This is a genomic window from Aquimarina sp. 433, assembly GCF_054054605.1.
This window is the reverse complement of record NZ_JBSWZK010000015.1, coordinates 1-18989: the sequence shown is the minus strand read 5'-3', so window position 1 is coordinate 18989 and position 18989 is coordinate 1. Positions and strand designations below refer to the sequence as shown.

Genomic DNA, 18989 nt, shown 5'->3' with positions numbered 1-18989 from the left:
GTTCAAAAGCTAGTGCTTTTTTAAATTCCTGATAGTACTTTTAAGCATTGCAGGAACAATTAATTTATGAAAAGGTTTCACTGGGAAGAAATATAGTTTCCCGAACCAATTGTTAAAATGTACCACAGTAGATATGGTTAGGTCTTTTGTATGATCTGGTTGAGGAACTAACAATAAAGAAACTCTAAAATTTAAATGAGAATCGTTTTCTCCTAAAATTAGCTCATTATCCACCTTATCAAATACTTTAAAAATACCAACCTGATCGCCAATTTCTCCTTTAAAATTTTGAAGCACTTCTTCCTTTTGTTCTAAGCCATTCCCAGTTTTAAGTCCAAAAACTGAAACTATTTTATTTCTCAAAGCAAACAAGCTCCCTATCCATTTTGGAGAAAATGAAAAAAATGCTTTGGTTACTGCTAAAATATCAATCTCGTTTTTTGGATCCGAAAACCTGCTTTTATAACTATCAGAATACTCATAAACTTCTTCTGATAACAATGAAATCTCCGGCAAAGCTACTTTCTCTACTTCGATTTTCATGCTTCAATTTTTTGTAAAACAGGATTAAATGCTTTTGAAGCTACAATAACCTTATCTCCTATTGCTAAATTGACAATTTCTTGTTCCTGAGCTACAACTTTTACTACATTTTGCCCAATAAGAACAGTAACTATATAGATAACATCTTCTTTCGTAATATCAATCACCTCTCCGACAAACTGAAACTTACCACTAAGCTGATTACTTGCAAATACGGTCATTGGTTTTCCAACCTTTTCTACACCACCATCTTGAAGCTTATATACCACATCCGACATTTTGATAATTTCTCCAATATCATGACTTACCAAGATAGTAGTTAGATGGTATTTTTTATGAACTTTTAAAATATAATCTTGCAGCTTGGAACGCATTCTTATATCTAATGCAGAGAGTGGTTCATCTAACAACAAAACTTCTGGTTTTTGGACCAGAGCACGAGCTAAAGCTACACGTTGTTGTTGACCACCAGATAACGTTTCTGGTTTTCTATCTTGTAATTCTTCTAATTCTACAATGCTAATCAACTCATCAACAATTGCTTTATCTTGTTTGTTATCTAATGCAAATTCCAAATTTTTACGAACTGTCATATGAGGAAATAGCGCATAATCCTGAAAAACATATCCTATCTTACGCTGCTGAGGAATGCGATTAATTTTACGTTCTTTATCAAACCAAATACTATCATTTACCATAATACTTCCTTTATCTGGAGATAGCAACCCAGCGATGATTCTAAGTGTCGATGTTTTTCCTGCACCAGAAGGCCCATACAATGTTACGAACTGACCTCGCTTAACATCTAGTTCGATGGCAAGAGTCATTTTTCCAGCAGCCGAACGTAAAGTTTTATGGATAGTCGCTTTGATCATTTCCAGAACTTTTTAAGATATCCACCATTTATCATATATACTGACAATAGTACTATAAACGTAATTACGAATAAAATCATAGAATATGTATTGGCATGCGCATAGTTTAATGCTTCTACCTCATCATAAATAGCAATCGATACTACTTTTGTTTTTTCAGGAATATTTCCTCCTATCATTAAAACAACGCCAAATTCGCCGATGGTATGTGCAAAAGCCAAAACGATTCCTGTAAGTAACGATGGTTTTATATTGGGTAATAATACACTAAAAAGTGTTTTCAATTTTGATTTTCCTAATATATACGAGGCTTCTGATAGAGAAGATGGTAAACCCGATAATCCAGATTGAATAGGATTGACCATAAATGGTAAACTATAAATCGCGGATCCAATTACTAATCCCGAAAAGGAAAATATTAATCGTAAGCCAAACCATTCTTGCAACCAGGCTCCAAAACTATTTCCAGGACTAAAAGCCATTAACAAATAAAACCCTAAAACCGTTGGAGGCAATACTAATGGCATGCTTACCAAAGTTTCTACAACAGGTTTCATTCTTGATTTAGAAAATGCTAGCCAATAAGCCAAAGGAACCGATACGACAAGTAAAATCACAGTAGTTACCAAGGCAAGTTTAGCTGTTAATATGATAGGTCCCCAATCAATCATCTGGAAAGCATAATTTCGTTAACCTTTATCATAGCAACTACTTTTTGATCTTTTTCTAGAGAAAGCTCGTCAAGAATTTCAGAAGTGATCAATGCTACGATTTCTCCAATACTACTTTTTAATATCACTCTACTTAATAACGCTCCTTTTTCAATATTTTTAACGGTAACTTTTATTTTATTTTCAACACTAATTAAAGTATTTTCTTCTTTTGATATGATCACCTCTGTTTCTTTAAACAAAACAGTAATCTGATTTCCTTTTTTTAAATGAGAAGCTGTTTCTGGAGTTTCGAGCAAAATAGTTTTAAGCAAATTATGCTCATTTAGCTTAACGGAAACTATCGATAAACTTTTGCTTACTTTTATATCAGAAATATGTCCGGAAAAAACATTCATTAGTTTATTTATAAACTACTTCAGTGCGTTAAAATCTCGATTATCGAGTAAATATCCGAAATCTTCTAATATTTTCTTGGCTTCTTTAGAAAAAAGAAAATCATAAAACTTTGTGCTATTCATATGCTCCTTATTCTCTTGTTTTATTTGCACAACACCTTGTGCTATTGGTGTATAAAAACTATTATCTAGTTCTTTCCAATGTCCTTGCTCTCTCATTTGAGGAGACATTACTACAGATTTTGCTGTAAAACCAATTTCTGAAGCCTTAGAGGTAATAAACTGGTTGGTTTGAGCAATACTTTCTCCATACACTAATTTATCCTCAAGGAGTATATACACTTCCTTAGATTTTAAAAATTCTACAGCTGCCTTTCCATAAGGAGCAGTCTTCGGATTTGCTAAAGCAATATTCTGAATCTTAGGATTAGAAAGTCCCGCAATCGAAAGTTCTATATCATGATGTAACGACCATAAAACCAACTGACCATACCCGTATATTTTTGGAGGTGCTACTGCAAATCCTTCTTTATAAACATCATTAGGGTATTTCATATTAGCAGACACAAAAATATCATAAGGAGCTCCTTCTTTGATCTGTGCGGTTAGTTTACCAGAAGAACTAATAATCAGATCACAAGGAATCCCTGTTTGCTTGGTAAAAGTATCCGAAATTTCTTTAATAGCAAACTGCATATTAGCTGCTGCCGCTACGGTAATATGACCCTTTTTCTCTTCTGTGCACCCTAAAAAGAATACAAAACCCAATACAACAAAAAGCAGCTCTAATTTTACAAAACGTATTTTCTTATACTCCACTAACTCTTTGTTTTTTTGATAATAGCAATATAACTTTTCCTATATAGTAATAAAACTATTGTCCAATACTATAATCTTACAGGCTAAATATACAGTATTAATGGTAGTTAAGATTAAAAGAAGACACAATTAATTTTTTAAAAAATCAATGCGGCAGTCTAGGTTATATTTCTAATTCCATCTCATATAAATCTAACCCTAAACCCCAATAATCTTTTGCTGTCTTTTTGGTAATAAAACCAAATTTTTCAAAAAAACCATATGCAAGTTGAGAGGTTCTAACAGTTACTTTTTGTATCTCACTATTAGACTTTAAAATGGACAAACAATGGGTAACAGCTTTATTTCCGAAACCCTTACCAGCAAACTCTGGATGAAAAAAAATCCATGTAATTTCTCCAACGCTGTTTTTCTTAAGATAATTACATCCTACTCCTCCTATTATTTTATTCCCAGATGTTATTGTAAAATAGGTGCTTTCGTATACCGCTAGATATTTTTTAAAATCCTGGATTTCCTTACGATCAAAATATTTAGGAGTATTTAAGATAAGAACTTCAACTAGTTCCTTTTTGTCATTGGATGTATAAGGTCGTATCATTCCAAAATTTTTCTGGTATTGGAATATATTAATTAATCCGGATCGAAAAATTATCCACAAACAATTCAATATCCTCCATAGTAGGGTTTGCAGTGGCTCCTACCTGGACTCTTTCGTAAAACACAGGCTCTTGTAACGTAAAATCAATTCCGTTTTCCGCAAACAATTCTCTAAAAATAGTGGCATTAGGCATATTCATACCATTGCTCATGATTACCTCATTCCCATTGATGGATAATCTATTTATTCCAGTATCATCATCCGCTAATGTTAATTCCCATCGCACGGTTACCCATTCATTTCTGGGAAATTGCAGCGATGTTTGCCGTAAATTGCTCGCTGAGATTTTACCCCTTTCGATGGACAAAAAATCATTTCCTCCAGACATCATCAAACGAACTCCTGGACATTGATTATCCTCTACCGTTGGATCCCAACAAGAACAGCATTCTAGATCAATCAATAGTAAGTTTTCAATATTAGCAGTGGAATTCAGGTAAAAATCTGCTTCGATAACAACCAGATCATCTGCAAAAGCCTTAAATCCTTCTTTTTCTATATCCATTTTAGACAATATATTATCAGATTGCAACGCTAATAAACGTAATGCATTTTGACCTTCAGAAAACGTAGTGGTTGAAATAGAAATCTCATTTGATGGATTTGTTTGTTGTATATTCGTCCATCTACTTCCATTCGATTCAAAAAGTTCGTCCACATCATTATTTTGAGTCTCGAATCCATCTTCAAATAAAAATGAATTTGTAGTAAGGGATGCATCATTATCGCTATTGGAACAAGCAATGCAGAACACAAGAATTATCAAAACATAAACAAACTTCATAACTAATGGGGATTTGTTATGAAGATACTATATTTATTTTATTCTAAGAAGAATCCTTAGGAGTCTAGTAGTCTTCTGTGATAATTTATTTGACCTAAATGATAGGTTAGATGTGTTGTTAGATGTATCAAAAATCGATGCGTACTAGGATTCTTATCCATTAGTATTCTAGGATATTCTTTCTGAAGATCGTCTGGTGTAATAGTATCCAATGCTGTATCCACTATTTTTTGTACCTCATCAATTTTAGCAATCATTTCTGATCTGGGAATATCTTTCACAGAAAATTCTAAATCCCGTTGTCTTATATATCCAGTATTTCCAAACTCTGCTCCAATATACGTATTCAGGTTTCCAATCAGATGTAAACAAAGGTTTCCTGCAGAATTACTTATTGCTTTTGTCTCTATCCACAAGTTCTCTTCTTTGGAATAAGCATTAATTTCTGCTTTAAGTTTGGTTAAATCTCGATCGAAGATGGTTTTTAGTATGGCTATAAGAGAATCATTCATTGGATATCATTTTATTAATTAATGTTATTTGTCCTAAGTGATAATAGGCATGTTCGATCATTGCATCAATATTTCTTTGATAAGTCCCATACTTTTCATCTACAAAGACTTCATCTAATTGCACATCCGACATTTGCTCAATCAAATCAGCAAAGCTTTCGGAATTATTATATAATCTCTGTTGTAACGCTTGCCAATCTTCTTCTGAGGTAATTGATGGTGCATCAAAACTATACTTATCCCTAATTTCTAAGTCTCCTCCTTTTAATACATTTAGAACACCTTCTATATAATAATTGATATGAAATGTTAGTAACCCAATGGTATTTAAATCACTTACTTTTTTATTCGCTTGTTCCCAACTAATTTTAGACAATTGATCTTTATAATTGGTATTTGCAATCCAACGACCATTTAACACCACTTCTCTAAATCGATTAGCTATCTGTTTTGTTCTCATCACGGTTTAAAACAAAATTAATTATAGTTAAAAATAGTTTTTTCACTAAAGAAATGACAAATAAATATCATAGAACCTTGTTAAAAATTTTCTTCAAAGTCTGCTCATTAGAATCATCAATTACCATAAGATGTAAAAGAAAGTGATTGATATTCCATTGTAATCAGCTATTAACAATATCCCTAATTGTAATCCAACTAGGATTAATTGAACTCCCTTCGAGTTTACATTTTCATTATAATAAATCAACTCCTTAAAATCACTTATTAAAAAAGTAAGAAAAACAATCTATTGTCGTCTGAAGTAACATCTAACAATTTAGTAAGATTTAGTGCTATTAAAATTCATTACTTTTAACAGTAATAACTTAACTAGCACTTACATTGAACACTTACACTAAATATTGGTTTCTAGAAGGATTTAACTTATTCAATAAGTTAGGAAGAATCACTATGATGCGTATGTGTGAAATTTTGGAGATGGAAAATATTGATAAAGGTGCTCATATCGAACTATCAAAAGAGAACAAAAAGAATATCTTCTTCTTAAAAAAAGGTACTGTAAAAATCATCAACCCCATTAATGATAAGGTTAAACACATTGTAAAGAAAGGAAACATCTTTGGAGAGCTAGCACTTTATAACGAATCAGAAGAAACCAAAGAGCAAGCAATAGCATTAGAAGATTGCATCGTATGTTATATAGAATCTTCGAGAATGCAACGTATTATAGAAAAACACAAATCCCTAAAAAATGGGATTTTAAAAATCTATGGTTTACGAATAAAAAGGTTAGAAAGAAGACTAGAAGATCTATTATATAAAGATAGCGGCACTAGAATCAAAGAATTCATTATTGATTATGTAAAAGAATTCGGAGAGCAGGAAAATGAAAACCTAGTAGCAAAAAACTTACTCACACATAAGGATATTTCCAATCTAACAAATACTTCCAGGCAAACGGTAAGCAATACTTTAAGTAAGTTAAGAAAGGAAGGGATGATCGATTATAATACGCAGACGATCACTTTAATTTATAAACAGACAAACACAATTCATACATAATTAACTCAAACCATGGAAAAACCAGTAGCAATTGCTCAGATTAATGATTTAGAAAACAAAAAACCAACACATGCATTAGTCAACGGACTTGATCTTGTAATTATCAAATTTGATGAAGAAATATCTGTACTATACGGAAGATGTTTGCATAGAGGAGCCTTAATGGCAGATGGACATATCGATGGACATAATCTTATCTGTGGTGTCCACGGCTGGGATTATAGATATGATACCGGTGTTTCTGAATATAATAATAATGAAGTATTACATAAATTTAGTACAAAAATCGAAGGAGATACGCTATACGTAGATGAAGTAGAAATAAATAAATATCTAACTCAGCATCCACAACCCTTTAATAGAGACGAGTATTTAGGCGCTTTTGCAGATACACATCCTGAAGACACAGAACCCTATACAGGATACATTAAAGAACTAGCAAAAAACGGATTAAAAAATCTAGGGCATCATGGGTTTTCTTCATCAATGGGTGTGGATCGAAATACACTTCCAAAATGGAGTGACATTCAATTCTTGCCAGCACAATTGGCCAGCAGACCATTACTAGATCATGAAGATGTAGCTACCAAAGTAATTATTGGTCCAAAGGCAAAAAAACCATTAAGTATTGATATTCCATTATTTGTAAGCGATATGAGCTTTGGTGCTTTATCTAGAGAGGCAAAAATCTCGTTGTCCAGAGGAGCAGAAATGGCAGGAACTGGTATTTGCTCAGGAGAAGGTGGTATGCTACCCCAAGAACAAGAAAGCAACACCAAATATTTTTACGAACTTGCTTCTGCGCAATTTGGGTTCTCATGGGATAAACTAGAAAAAGTACAAGCCTTTCACTTTAAAGGTGGACAAGGCGCTAAAACCGGAACTGGCGGCCATCTTCCAGGAAATAAAGTGAGTAAGGAAATTGCCGAAGTTCGAGGATTACAAGAAGGGGAAACTGCTATTTCTCCAGCTACATTTCCTGATTTTCATGGAGTACAAGATTTTAAAGACTTTGCTGAAAGAGTAAGAGAAAAAACAGGAGGCATTCCTGTTGGTTTTAAGATTGCTGCAAGTCACATAGAAAAAGATATTCAATTTGCATTAGATGTAGGCGTAGACTATATCATTTTAGATGGTCGCGGTGGTGGAACAGGTTCTGCTCCTACAATTTTAAGAGATAATATCAATGTCCCTACAATTCCAGCTTTGGCAAGAGCCAGAAAATATTTGGATAAAGTTGGCGCTACTGATGTAACCTTAATTATTACTGGTGGATTACGAATCGCAGAAGATTTTGCTAAAGCCATGATGTTAGGAGCAGATGCTATTGCGGTTTCTAATGCTGCGTTGCAAGCAATTGGATGTTTAGGAATGAGAGCCTGTGGTAGTAATAATTGTCCTGTTGGTATTGCCACGCAAAAAGAATCTCTGAGAAGTAGGTTGATTATAGAATCTTCTGCTAAACAATTATGTAATTATTTTGAAGCCACTAATGACCTCATCAAAGTAGTTGCAAGAGCTTGCGGATATGATGATATTTCTAAGTTTAATCATAATGATTTATCAACTTTTGATCGAGATATGCATCAGTTAACAGGTATCAATTATGCAGGAGTTTTATAAAACCTGTGTTTCACAAAATCAAAAATAAAACCATGACAGCACAATTGCACTTAGCTGCCCAATATCTAGCAGCTGCCGGAATCTCATTTGTAGATAAAAAAGAAGATGATAGTCATACCAATCTCGGATTTTCTATCGAAAAAAGAAGTCTCATTACTAGAAATTTGGATAAAAAACCAATCACACTTTCTCTTAATTACCAAACCTTTGGATTAGAATGGAATGACAATGAATCCATTGCTATATTTCTGCTAGATGGTAAAACTCATAACCAAGTTTTGGAATGGATAAATAGTATGGCATCAAAAAGTAAACTATCTAAATCTTACATCTATGATCTTCATTATGAACTCCCATATCAAATAACTGATGACTATATATTCAAACTAGAAGATGCTGACAACTTACAAAAACTAAAAGAACAAAGAATCTTAGCAAATACTATTATAGAAGAATTTCTAAATACGAATAACTTAGAAGCAGAAATTAGGATTTGGCCACACCATTTCGATACTGGCGCCTTCGTTCCTAGCATAAACGCATCAGGAATATCAATTGGCCTGGGAATGGCAATACCAGATACGATGATAGATGATTATTATTTTTACATCAGCGGATATCATGGACATGATGGTGTAGATACTTCTGATTTTAAAAAGTTATCAATAGGAACCTGGAAAAATAATGGATTTAAAGGAGCGGTGTTACCAATTACCGGAATTGAAAAAGAACAAGGTATCAATTTCTTAAACGAAGCGCTAACTGCGTACAAAAGTTAATAACTATGGAACATTGGTATATTCCTGCAACCATCATTCCTGGCATAGGGCTTTTAATCTTATCTACTTCCAATCTTTTGGTAAATCTCTCATCAGAGATCAAAGGAATGATAGATCAGGAGGGAAGTACTCCAATACTTATTCAACGAAAGCTTAAACAGCTTAAATTATTAAACAGTGCTATGGTATTCATGTACATCGCTGTAGCATGTTTTGTAATCGCAGCATTGGTCTCTGGAATTTATAAAAGTGTAGAAGGTAATTTCGATTCGGCCATTTATATTACTATTTCAGGAATTATTAGCGCATTATTAGGACTTCTAGCGCTCATAGTATATTCTTTTAAGGCTGTAAAAATTAGACAAGATCAATTTAATAATAAATGTTAGCCCTTTAGAATCATGCTACAATCCTTCAGTATTATTTTTTCTATAGCCGCGTTTTTTAGTTTTATCAATTACAAATGGCTAAAAATGCCTGCCACCATTGGTTTAATGATCATGAGTTTATGCACCGTGATCATCATTACACTTAGCAAAAGTATTGTTCCCGATTTTTATGAATTCTTTTGTGATATTGTTGCCAATTCTGATTTCAAAACCTTACTATTAGATGGTATTCTTAGTTTTCTTTTATTCGCTGGAGCTTTACACGTAAATATCGAAGAACTTACCAAAGAAAAATGGTCTGTTATCCTGTTTGCAACACTGGGAGTTCTAATTTCTACTTTTTTAGTTGGCGGATTAACCTTTGGCGCAGCAAGACTATTGCATATAGAATTGCCGTTATTACATGCACTCCTGTTTGGCGCACTTATCTCGCCTACAGATCCGATTGCGGTAATGGCCATCCTGAAAAAAGCCAATATTGCCAAAAGTTTAGGAATTAAAATCGAAGGAGAGTCGCTGTTTAATGATGGTATTGGAGTGGTTGTATTCTCTGGAATACTAATTCTTATAAGTATGGAAGGAAATCTAGAAGGATCTGTAGGCGCCGAAATTGGAAAATTATTTATGGAAGAAGCCATCGGCGGCATTGTATATGGAATTGTTTTAGGTTTTATCGGATACCATAGTATAAAATCTGTAGAAGAGAATCCACAATTATCCGTAATGATTAGTTTGGCAATCGTAATGGGTGGATATTCACTAGCATCGCTGATTCATGTATCAGGACCATTAGCAATGGTAGTTGCTGGAATGATCATCGGTAACAAATTAAACGTTGCTACTAATAAAGGACCTACCAGAAAACTAATGAATGACCTCTGGGAAGTATTAGACGATATTTTTAATGGTATTTTATTTGTTCTTATCGGACTAGCAATTCATTTATTAAAATTCGATACTGGAAATCTAATACTGGGAATCATAGCCATATTCATTGTATTATTTTCAAGATTTATTTCGGTACTACTTCCCTACTCTTTATTAAAACATACAGAAACAAGTCCGATTAAGACCGTAACCATATTAACTTGGGGTGGTTTACGAGGTGGTATTTCATTGGCATTAGCATTAAGTTTAGCCGATAATCCATCTGCAGAAGTAATCCTATATATTACCTATGTGGTTGTTTTCTTTTCTATTCTTGTACAAGGATTAAGCATTGGACAATTGGTCAAAAAACTATATTCATAAATCCCTTTTAGAGTTCTATAAATCTTCCATAAAACTACTATTCGACACAAACGACTACAAACGTTTACAACCGAAAATAAACACTTCCTAACCGTATGTAACTTGCTTCTACTCCTATGTTTGCCCTGTCGAAACATAAGAACTCGATAATCATTATCTAATCTATCTGCGCTATGCAGATTATAAAAATCAATGTCATGAATACATTAAAAAACAAAGTACAATTAATCGGAAATTTAGGACAGGAACCAGAAATTATCTCTTTAGATTCCGGAAGAAAACTAGCCAAGTTTTCTATCGCTACCAACGACTACTATTATAACAAAGCTGGAGACAAAATCACGGATACGCAATGGCATAATATCGTTGCTTGGGGAAAAACCGCTGATATTATCGAAAAATATGTAACCAAAGGACAAGAAATAGCCATCGAGGGTAAACTAACCTCTCGCAGTTATGATGACAATGAGGGTAATAAAAGATACATCACCGAAGTAGTTTGTCACGAATTATTAATGTTAGGAAATAAATAGCGTAGCTATGAAGGATACATTAAGTATATTTTTTTACCGCTCGTTTTAATTTTTCCTGAATTCTATTACGCAGTTTTTCTGGTTGTAGTACTTCGATACTATCTCCAAAACCGAGAATCAATCGTTCCAGCTCAAAATTCATTTGCACTTCGATGCTAAAGGTCACTCCATAATCATCTCGTGCAACTGTTTTCTGAGAGCTATGAAAAGGTTTTGTAGTCACATAAGGAGCATTACGACGATCAACGCGAAAGCTAATCAGTTCTGGTCGAACATTTTCTGAAACGGTCACGCCTATCACATCTTTGTAATAATCGTCTCCATCGATATGATGGTCTACATAAGATATGTCTGTATCTGAAGTAGCAATACTAATGATGCGATCTAGAGCAAAGGTAGTAAGTGACCTTCTGTTATGACCAACTGCCAGTAAAAACCATCGGTTATTAAATTCTTTTAATAACTGTGGGTGGATCTCGATTTCACTAGGTTGTCTGGCTTTAAATGAACGGTAACCAATTTTCAGGACTTTCTTATCCAAAATAGCGTGGTAAAGCATATCGATATGATGTAATCCTTTTAGCTGCTCATTCTTTTCGAGGTGAATAATAGGTTTGTTATTCTTTTGCGTAGCATATACAGAATCTTCCAATCGCTCTAACACACCATTCATCTCTTTAAAAAGCGAGAAATCTTTAAACTGTCGTAATATCTGTATGGACTCATTCATAATCTTAATATCATGATCGGTAACCGGAATATTCATAATACTATAGTCCTCCTCTGCATATCGATAATATTTGCGCTGATATACTTCTATCGGTGCATTATACCCCAATTTGTCACTACGCATCATCTGTATATCCAACTGAACTGTTCTTTTGCTTACGTATACATCTTTTCCTTCGTATTCGTACAAAGCATCAGAACAGGCTTCGATCAGATCATCCAATGTCCATGTTCTAAAGCTATTACGAAGACACTGATCTATGGTTTTATAACGAATTAGAGCATTTTTATTCGACGCCATGTTAAAAATTTTAAGAAAAATATGAATTATCTTTTTACTACGCAAAAAGAATGCGTACTGGCACCAGATATTTGTACTATAAATAATGAAACAAGAGGCACAATGATAGTGTTTCGAGTAATTAATAAGTAAATCAGGGGAAACCTGAAAATGTTTAAATCTCGATTATCGAGTAAAAAATATAGTACAATGAAGTTTAATCAATTATCAAAAAAGGAGCAGGAGATCAGAAATTATCTGTTTACCGATGCATTCGCTGGCTTCGTTGGGATAGGATTTTGCACTTCAGTTGTAAATACTACTCCACCAAAAATGCCAAGTGCAGACAGTAACAAGATACTGGAAAAAGCACTAGATCTAATGAACACTAGCTTTCGCAAAGCGTTCATAACAGACAGCTATACTTCGCATATAGTTGGAATTTCGTAAGCTTTTTATAAGTACTGATTAGCGAACGGTGCAATATCGATCTAAAGGTCGAACATTTACATCAGTTGAAGTACCCGTCCAGGACGGATGTATCGAAAACCCGGCTACCGGCGAGGCAGGTAAGTAAATTCTAAAGCACCATACCAAACAACCAGCTGCTTATCTAAAGATGAGAATACCGAAAATATCGAGTATATCCAGTAAAAATTTTCTAACAAACGCAAAAAAAGCATTGGTAACTAAAGGTGTAACAATCGATGGTTACGCCGAGCCACACCACCAATGAACATACAAGGATGTCGCACCTAGATGCTACACTAAGATGTCATACTAAGATTTTACACTGAGCGTGTCTAAGTGTTGCCTAAGTATCATCAATGTGTTCTCCAAGTGCCATCTAAGTACCATCCGAGTGCAGTTCGCTACTACCTAAAAGGGGAAAGTAGGGTAATGCGACAGCACGAGGATCACTTTCCCGAAAACAAAGGATCATTTCCCATAGGTGAAATGTATGTATCCGCATACTAGCTGGGGCTATCACTTATGGGCGTACCCCAACAATTGGAATATATCAATCACAAAACAACTAACAACATGAAAACTTTAAGATTTATATTATTAGCTATATTACTAGGTGTTAACCTTGTTTCTTGCGAACCTCCAACCATCCAGGATGAAATCGGAGTCGAAGAAGTAGAGACTAAAATCTCACTTACTGAGGATGAAGATGATGAAGTTGACAAAAACTAACATCACTCAAAATCATACAATAAGGACATTCTTATTAATTAGAATGTCCTTTTAACTTATTAGAATTTCTTATTTCATTTATCAGCTTTTTTTTCTAGATTCACCAAATATCTATTCAAAATAAGATATTTGCATATTCAATTTCAGAAGAATTTTATGAATCAGCGAGTCCTATTTCTAATTGTAATCCACTTATGTATTGCTCTTTACAATTGCTCTGATAATCATAAACATATCAATGAAGATGATGAAATCAAGGAATTAAGTCTCATTGACGAATACTTGATAAAAGCATCTGATAAAGAAAAATCAAAAGAAGAAAGAGAATTATTGATAGAAAAGGCTGTTAGCATCTACAATACGCTTTCAGACGATATGAATAAAAGAGAAAAAACAAGTAAACTTTCAGCTGCATATTATGATATAGATGATCAAGAAAGTTCTAAGAAAATGGATAAAGAAATGTTAAGACTATCTAAATCTATTAATGATTCTCTTGGAATTGCCCAAGCCTATGCAAATCTTGGTATTTACTATAGGAAAAAAAATATTTTAGATAGTACTTATTTCTATTTCTATGAAGCTAATCGACTATATACATATTTTGACAAAGAGCAGAAATTTAAACATTCACAATATGCTTATCACCATGGAAAAGTATTAATCGACTTAGCTAAATTATCTAGAAAAGTTAAAGACTATGGGCAAAGTGAATCTTTAACTATTCAAGCAATTGAAAAATTTAAAAAATCAGGAAACTTAAGATACATACCCCTTTCTTACAACAACTTAGGAATTGTTGCTAAACAATCAGGAAGATATAAAGATGCTGTAGGCTATTTTGAAAAATCAATCGAATACTCAAAGAATTCAAAAAAAGAGTTACTATATCTTACTCAATCTTATAATAATATTGGCACAACCTATAAATCACAAGAAAAATATGATGCAGCTGTAGATTATTTAGAAAAAGCTTTAGCTCATAAAGACTTTTTGAAAAAAAACCCTAAAAGAATAGCTCGACTTTATGATAATCTAGGATATGTAAAATTCCTAATTAATAAAAAGAATGATAGTTCATTATATTTATTTAAAAAAGCACTTTATATCAGAGATAGTATTAATGATATTGTCGGAATTTCAACTAGTAATTTGCACTTCGCAGAATATTATCAATATAAAGGTGATTATACATTATCTAAAAAATTCGCAAAAAGAACGGAACAATTAGCAAATGAAACACATGATAATGATGAATTACTCCAAACTTATGAATTCCTTGCAAAAGTTTCGCCACCCTCAGAAGGCAGACAGTATGCAATGAAATATATCAAACTCAGTGATAGTCTAACCAAACGAGATAACCTATTTAGAGATAAATTTGCCCGTATCCGATTCGAGAGTGATAACCTCCAAAAAGAAAACGAACAGAAAAGCCAGGAAATCCAAGAAGTACAAAATCAAAATACCATCTACCTACTTGGGATGCTCCTACTCGTTACCTTTATTGCTTTTATCATTTATTTTTCACGTCAGCGTACACGATATCTTGCACAACAAAATAAGATTGTAGAGTTTCAGGCGGCCTATGAAACCGAAACGCGTATTTCTAAACGCTTACACGATGAGATAGGGAATGATATTTTTCAGGTTATGATGCAATATCAAAATGATCCTCATGATCCGCAGATAACCAAAAAACTAAATACTGCCTATAACAAAGCCAGAGATATTTCCAGAGAAAATAGTGAGTTTGAAGTGGATGAAACCTACACCGAAGAACTTACGGATATGTTGACCAATTATACCGAGAATCATAGCAAATTGATTCTTAGAGGTATTGATAAAATCAATTGGGATATGGTAGATAAGAATCTAAAAATCACCATCTACCGAGTATTACAAGAACTCATGACCAATATGCAAAAGCATAGTCAGGCAGATCTGGTGGCCATTGTGTTCAAAAATGAAAAAAACAAACTTTTGATCAAATATTCTGATAATGGTATCGGTATCGAACAAGAAGATATCAAATCCAAAAACGGACTCCGTAATACCGAGAAACGCGTTCAGGCCATCCAAGGAAACATTACGTTTGATTCTGCAAAAGACAAAGGCTTTAAAGCTGAGATCAAAATTCCTGTGTAAAACCAAAACACAACTTCCTAATAATAAACGGCCTATCGAAAAATTGTTGTAAAATTTGAAGTGAAGATTCCGTAAAATTTTAGACTGTTTGAGCGTAGCGAGTTTCTAAAATTTAGGAATAGAACAAAAAATTTAAACAATTTTTCGTAAGCCTAGACTTTTTTGTTTCTTTTTTTGGCAATGAAAAAAAGAAAATAAAGAACATAAATCCTTTAAAAGTAAATGTAAAAAAGTCCCTCTTTGAAAGCCTGTCCGCCATTTGGAGGAAGGGGTTTAGGGAGATGTTCTTCAACCTAAAGATTCTTCTTCAAAAAGATAGTTGACAAGATCTTTCTCATAATAAATCAAAAGAATACGGAAAAGCGTAATCAACCTATTTACGGAACAATTATATTTGACCTTTATAACAGAACTAAAACGTATACGATGTTTACGAAAGTATTGGTTGCAGAGGATTATGAAATCGCCAATCAAGGAATTATAAAAGTAATACAAGAAGGGTTAGGAATTCAGAATATCCATGAATCTAAGTATTGTGATGATGCCTATCTCAAATTCAGAAAAGCATTTCAGGAGAATGAACCTTTTGAGTTACTTATAACAGATCTATCATTTAAAGAAGATCACAAAGTACAAATCAGAACTTCCGGAATCGATTTGATTCAGGATATCCGAAAAATACAACCCAATATAAACGTCATTGTATACTCACAAGAAAGCAGACCAGACAAAATAAATATGTTATTTCAAAAACTAGATATCAATGGCTACGTATGCAAAGGGCAAAATGCAGTAAGAGAATTAGTAAGCTGCGTGCAAGGTGTATTTCGGGGAGATACCGTTTTACCGCCAGAAGTTACAGAGGCCAGTACCGATAATATCGTCAATCTAGACGATTTTGATATCATGTTATTAGAAGAACTATCACAGGGACTGACTAAAAAGGAAATCGTACAAAAGCTTAAAAAGCTTAAAATAACTCCGAATAGCGAAAGTACAATAGACAAAAAACTAAGCAAGCTTTTTGATGACTTCAAAGCTAAAAACACTACACATTTAGTTGCTATTGTAAAAGATCTGGGATTGCTATAGCAACTCGTTTACGGCGATCTTGTCAAGATTATCGACTCGATTTATAATCAAGAAGCCATTCGAGAAAAGAAAAAACCGTCAATTCGAGTGCTTCGACTTTAGGAGAAGTGTATCGAGAATAGGTTTTAAGTAATATATCATCAATTCAAGTACTGATATAAAATATAACTCATAGACTGTAAATGGCCTATCGAAAAATTGTTGTGAAATTTGAAGTCACACTAAAATGTCACACTGAGCTTGTCGAAGTGTTGTCGAAGGGTTGGCAATGAAAAAAAGAAAAGTCAGAAAACATCTCGATAGTTCTGCTGAGCTTGTCGAAGTACATTTTTAGTTCCGCTACCGCTACACAAAAACACTCGATGTGACGATCAACTATATAAAACCGTCAATTCGAGTACTTCGATTTTAGGAGAAGTGTATCGAGAATAGGTTTTAAGTAATATATCATCAATTCAAGTACTGATATTAATATGACTCATAGACTGTAAATGGCCTATCGAAAACTTGTTGTAAAACTTAAAATCAAACTAAAATGTCACACTGAGATGTCACACTGAGCTTGTCGAAGTGTTGTTGAAGTGTTGGCAATGAAAAAAAGAAAACAGGGAGTTTTAATTCTTTACATATAAAATTAAAAAGTCCCTCTTTGAAAGCCTGTCCGCCATTTGGAGGAAGGGGTTTAGGGAGATGTTCTTCAACCTAAAGATTCTTCTTCAAAAAGATAGTTGACAAGATCTTTCTCATAATAAATCAAAAGAATACGGAAAAGCGTAATCAACCTATTTACGGAACAATTATATTTGACCTTTATAACAGAACTAAAACGTATACGATGTTTACGAAAGTATTGGTTGCAGAGGATTATGAAATCGCCAATCAAGGAATTATAAAAGTAATACAAGAAGGGTTAGGAATTCAGAATATCCATGAATCTAAGTATTGTGATGATGCCTATCTCAAATTCAGAAAAGCATTTCAGGAGAATGAACCTTTTGAGTTACTTATAACAGATCTATCATTTAAAGAAGATCACAAAGTACAAATCAGAACTTCCGGAATCGATTTGATTCAGGATATCCGAAAAATACAACCCAATATAAACGTCATTGTATACTCACAAGAAAGCAGACCAGACAAAATAAATATGTTATTTCAAAAACTAGATATCAATGGCTACGTATGCAAAGGGCAAAATGCAGTAAGAGAATTAGTAAGCTGCGTGCAAGGTGTATTTCGGGGAGATACCGTTTTACCGCCAGAAGTTACAGAGGCCAGTACCGATAATATCGTCAATCTAGACGATTTTGATATCATGTTATTAGAAGAACTATCACAGGGACTGACTAAAAAGGAAATCGTACAAAAGCTTAAAAAGCTTAAAATAACTCCGAATAGCGAAAGTACAATAGACAAAAAACTAAGCAAGCTTTTTGATGACTTCAAAGCTAAAAACACTACACATTTAGTCGCTATTGTAAAGGATTTAGGATTGCTATAGCAACTTGTTTACGCCGATCTTCTCAAGATTATCGACTCGATTTATAATCAAGAAGCCATTCGAGAAAAGAAAAAACCGTCAATTTGAGTGCTTCGACATAAGAAGAAGTGTATCGAGAATAGGTTTTAAGTAATATATCATCAATTCAAGTACTGATATAAAATATAATTCATAGACTGTAAACGGCCTATCAAAAACTTGTTGTAAAATTTGAAGTCACACTGAAATGTCACACTGAGATGTCACACTGAGCTTGTCGAAGTGTTGACAATGAAAAAAAGAAAAGTCAGAAAACATCTCGATAGTTCTGCTGAGCTTGTCGAAGTACATTTTTAGTTCCGCTACCGCTGCACAAAAACACTCGATGTGACGATCAACTATATAAAACCGTCAATTCGAGTGCTTCGACTTTACGAGAAGTGTATCGAGAATAGGTTTTAAGTAATATATCATCAATTCAAGTACTGATATAAATATGACTCATAGACTGTAAACGGCCTATCGAAAAATTGTTGTGAAATTTGAAGTCACACTAAAATGTCACACTGAGATGTCACACTGATTTCTATGACAAAACCAAATTGTTTTTATAAGCAGTTTGGTTTTTTATTATAGCAAAGATTCTATGAATAATTTTATTTCTCACTGCGTTAAGTACACTCATTTTATTTTTACCT

At 33.5% G+C, this 18989-nt stretch carries 21 protein-coding genes; 11 read left to right on the top strand and 10 right to left on the bottom strand.

Annotation, left to right across the window (positions count from 1 at the left end; genetic code table 11):
- Positions 1 to 9: 9 nt before the first annotated feature.
- The 9 genes from ACWNT5_RS22615 to ACWNT5_RS22575 all read right to left on the bottom strand — a co-directional run bounded on the left by ACWNT5_RS22615 (position 10) and on the right by ACWNT5_RS22575 (position 5723).
- Positions 10 to 543 carry a DUF2867 domain-containing protein gene (locus ACWNT5_RS22615; RefSeq protein WP_299610605.1) on the bottom strand — a complete coding sequence of 178 codons (534 nt, stop codon included), beginning with the start codon at positions 541 to 543 and terminating at the stop codon, positions 10 to 12.
- The gene (locus ACWNT5_RS22610; protein ID WP_299610603.1) at positions 540 to 1418 is read right to left on the bottom strand and encodes a sulfate/molybdate ABC transporter ATP-binding protein; all 879 of its coding nucleotides are present in this window, start codon (positions 1416 to 1418) and stop codon (positions 540 to 542) included. Before ACWNT5_RS22610 ends, ACWNT5_RS22615 begins: the two co-directional genes overlap by 4 nt.
- Complete coding sequence (modB, locus tag ACWNT5_RS22605; protein ID WP_456518640.1) at positions 1415 to 2089, bottom strand: molybdate ABC transporter permease subunit; 675 nt, start codon at positions 2087 to 2089, stop codon at positions 1415 to 1417. Before modB ends, ACWNT5_RS22610 begins: the two co-directional genes overlap by 4 nt.
- The gene (locus ACWNT5_RS22600) at positions 2086 to 2487 is read right to left on the bottom strand and encodes a TOBE domain-containing protein (RefSeq protein WP_456518639.1); all 402 of its coding nucleotides are present in this window, start codon (positions 2485 to 2487) and stop codon (positions 2086 to 2088) included. Before ACWNT5_RS22600 ends, modB begins: the two co-directional genes overlap by 4 nt.
- Before the next feature lie 15 nt (positions 2488 to 2502).
- On the bottom strand, positions 2503 to 3306 hold the full coding sequence (modA, locus tag ACWNT5_RS22595; RefSeq protein WP_456518638.1) for a molybdate ABC transporter substrate-binding protein: 804 nt from the start codon (positions 3304 to 3306) through the stop codon (positions 2503 to 2505).
- A gap of 163 nt (positions 3307 to 3469) precedes the next feature.
- Positions 3470 to 3907 (bottom strand): GNAT family N-acetyltransferase, encoded by a 438-nt coding sequence (locus tag ACWNT5_RS22590; RefSeq protein ID WP_456518637.1) that lies wholly within the window; start codon positions 3905 to 3907, stop codon positions 3470 to 3472.
- Positions 3908 to 3935: 28 nt separating this feature from the next.
- On the bottom strand, positions 3936 to 4751 hold the full coding sequence (locus tag ACWNT5_RS22585; RefSeq protein ID WP_456518636.1) for a hypothetical protein: 816 nt from the start codon (positions 4749 to 4751) through the stop codon (positions 3936 to 3938).
- A gap of 56 nt (positions 4752 to 4807) precedes the next feature.
- Positions 4808 to 5263, bottom strand: coding sequence for a DinB family protein (locus tag ACWNT5_RS22580; RefSeq protein WP_299610590.1), 456 nt, complete (start codon positions 5261 to 5263; stop codon positions 4808 to 4810).
- The gene (locus ACWNT5_RS22575; protein ID WP_299610588.1) at positions 5256 to 5723 is read right to left on the bottom strand and encodes a DinB family protein; all 468 of its coding nucleotides are present in this window, start codon (positions 5721 to 5723) and stop codon (positions 5256 to 5258) included. Before ACWNT5_RS22575 ends, ACWNT5_RS22580 begins: the two co-directional genes overlap by 8 nt.
- Before the next feature lie 383 nt (positions 5724 to 6106).
- On the opposite strand from ACWNT5_RS22575, the gene ACWNT5_RS22570 reads away from it, so the two are divergent.
- The 6 genes from ACWNT5_RS22570 to ACWNT5_RS22545 all read left to right on the top strand — a co-directional run bounded on the left by ACWNT5_RS22570 (position 6107) and on the right by ACWNT5_RS22545 (position 11362).
- Complete coding sequence (locus tag ACWNT5_RS22570) at positions 6107 to 6787, top strand: Crp/Fnr family transcriptional regulator (protein WP_299610585.1); 681 nt, start codon at positions 6107 to 6109, stop codon at positions 6785 to 6787.
- 12 nt (positions 6788 to 6799) lie between these two features.
- Positions 6800 to 8410 carry a glutamate synthase-related protein gene (locus ACWNT5_RS22565; protein ID WP_299610582.1) on the top strand — a complete coding sequence of 537 codons (1611 nt, stop codon included), beginning with the start codon at positions 6800 to 6802 and terminating at the stop codon, positions 8408 to 8410.
- Between the two features lie 32 nt (positions 8411 to 8442).
- Positions 8443 to 9189: a hypothetical protein gene (locus ACWNT5_RS22560; RefSeq protein WP_299610580.1), complete on the top strand. Its 747-nt coding sequence runs from the start codon at positions 8443 to 8445 to the stop codon at positions 9187 to 9189.
- Positions 9190 to 9194: 5 nt separating this feature from the next.
- Positions 9195 to 9578, top strand: coding sequence for a DUF2721 domain-containing protein (locus tag ACWNT5_RS22555; protein ID WP_299610578.1), 384 nt, complete (start codon positions 9195 to 9197; stop codon positions 9576 to 9578).
- 12 nt (positions 9579 to 9590) lie between these two features.
- Entirely contained in the window at positions 9591 to 10829 is a 1239-nt protein-coding gene (locus ACWNT5_RS22550; protein WP_299610576.1) for a cation:proton antiporter, read from the top strand.
- Positions 10830 to 11026: 197 nt separating this feature from the next.
- Positions 11027 to 11362, top strand: a complete 336-nt coding sequence (locus ACWNT5_RS22545) for a single-stranded DNA-binding protein (protein ID WP_299610574.1) — start codon at positions 11027 to 11029, stop codon at positions 11360 to 11362.
- 19 nt (positions 11363 to 11381) lie between these two features.
- Here ACWNT5_RS22545 and ACWNT5_RS22540 read toward each other — a convergent pair whose 3' ends face one another.
- Positions 11382 to 12392 carry a helix-turn-helix transcriptional regulator gene (locus tag ACWNT5_RS22540; RefSeq protein ID WP_299610572.1) on the bottom strand — a complete coding sequence of 337 codons (1011 nt, stop codon included), beginning with the start codon at positions 12390 to 12392 and terminating at the stop codon, positions 11382 to 11384.
- 189 nt (positions 12393 to 12581) lie between these two features.
- Here ACWNT5_RS22540 and ACWNT5_RS22535 point away from each other — a divergent pair, with 189 nt between their 5' ends.
- From ACWNT5_RS22535 to ACWNT5_RS22515, 5 genes are all read left to right on the top strand, one after another.
- Positions 12582 to 12821 (top strand): hypothetical protein, encoded by a 240-nt coding sequence (locus ACWNT5_RS22535; protein ID WP_343914228.1) that lies wholly within the window; start codon positions 12582 to 12584, stop codon positions 12819 to 12821.
- Between the two features lie 594 nt (positions 12822 to 13415).
- Positions 13416 to 13571: a hypothetical protein gene (locus ACWNT5_RS22530; RefSeq protein WP_299610568.1), complete on the top strand. Its 156-nt coding sequence runs from the start codon at positions 13416 to 13418 to the stop codon at positions 13569 to 13571.
- A 156-nt stretch (positions 13572 to 13727) separates the two neighbouring features.
- Positions 13728 to 15719, top strand: coding sequence for an ATP-binding protein (locus ACWNT5_RS22525; RefSeq protein WP_299610566.1), 1992 nt, complete (start codon positions 13728 to 13730; stop codon positions 15717 to 15719).
- Between the two features lie 426 nt (positions 15720 to 16145).
- A complete protein-coding gene (locus ACWNT5_RS22520; protein ID WP_299610563.1) occupies positions 16146 to 16811 on the top strand; it encodes a helix-turn-helix domain-containing protein in 666 nt (221 codons plus the stop codon).
- Between the two features lie 835 nt (positions 16812 to 17646).
- Positions 17647 to 18312, top strand: coding sequence for a helix-turn-helix domain-containing protein (locus ACWNT5_RS22515; protein ID WP_299610563.1), 666 nt, complete (start codon positions 17647 to 17649; stop codon positions 18310 to 18312).
- Positions 18313 to 18989: the final 677 nt, after the last annotated feature.